The organism is Stenotrophomonas sp. STEN018, from assembly GCF_056760235.1.
Genome location: NZ_JBRREK010000143.1, coordinates 1 through 763 on the forward strand (window position 1 = coordinate 1; position 763 = coordinate 763).

Genomic DNA, 763 nt, shown 5'->3' on the forward strand with positions numbered 1-763 from the left:
CTAGGGCCTGTTAACACTACGTGCTAACATACTGCGCATGGAACTTACGCCTGCGCAATTCGCGCGTATCGAGGATTGCCTGCCGCGGCAGCGGGGCAATGTGTCGCTGGACAACCTTCAAGTGCTCAACGCGATCCTGTTCGTGGCCGAAAATGGCTGCAAGTGGCGGGCCCTGCCCAAGCGGTTCGGCAACTGGCACACGATCTACACGCGGATGAACCGGTGGGCCAAGGCCGGGGTCCTGGATCGGGTCTTCGAGCGCATGCAGGCCGAACAGCTGGTCCGGGTGCGGCTGGAGGCGGTCAGCCTGGACAGTACGATCGTCAAGGTCCACCCGGACGGCACCGGCGCACGAAAAAAAACGGCCCGCAGGCCATCGGCCGCTCCCGCGGAGGCTGGACCACCAAAATTCATATGGCTGCCGCGGATTCCCGCTGCGCGTTAGCCTTCTCGCTTTCGCCGGGCCAGGCGGGCGATGCCCCAGCCGGTCGCGCCCTGCTGCATGCCCTGCCACCCCTGCCCGTGCGCTGCCATCTGGTCATGGATCGCGCCTACGAGGGCAATGAAACCCGGCAGCTCGCGCTGGATCTGGGCCTGGATCCGGTCGTGCCCCCGCATCCGCTGCGGGCCCAGCCATGGGCGTACAACACCGAGATCTACAAGCGCCGCAACGAAATCGAGCGCCTGTTCCGCCGTCTGAAAGGGTTCCGCCGCATCTTCAGCCGCTTCGACAAGCTCGACGTCATGTTCGCGGCCTTCATCC

Annotated in this window: 1 protein-coding gene; it reads left to right on the forward strand. The window is 65.0% G+C overall.

What is annotated here, in order from left to right:
• Positions 1-37: 37 nt before the first annotated feature.
• Positions 38-763, forward strand: a protein-coding gene (locus ACVOMB_RS21085; RefSeq protein WP_331690432.1) for an IS5 family transposase whose coding sequence is annotated in 2 segments (ribosomal slippage) — positions 38-353 and positions 353-763 — 727 coding nt annotated over the 2 segments. Because the reading frame shifts where the segments join, the coding sequence is not laid out codon by codon here. This gene is flagged as partial in the annotation.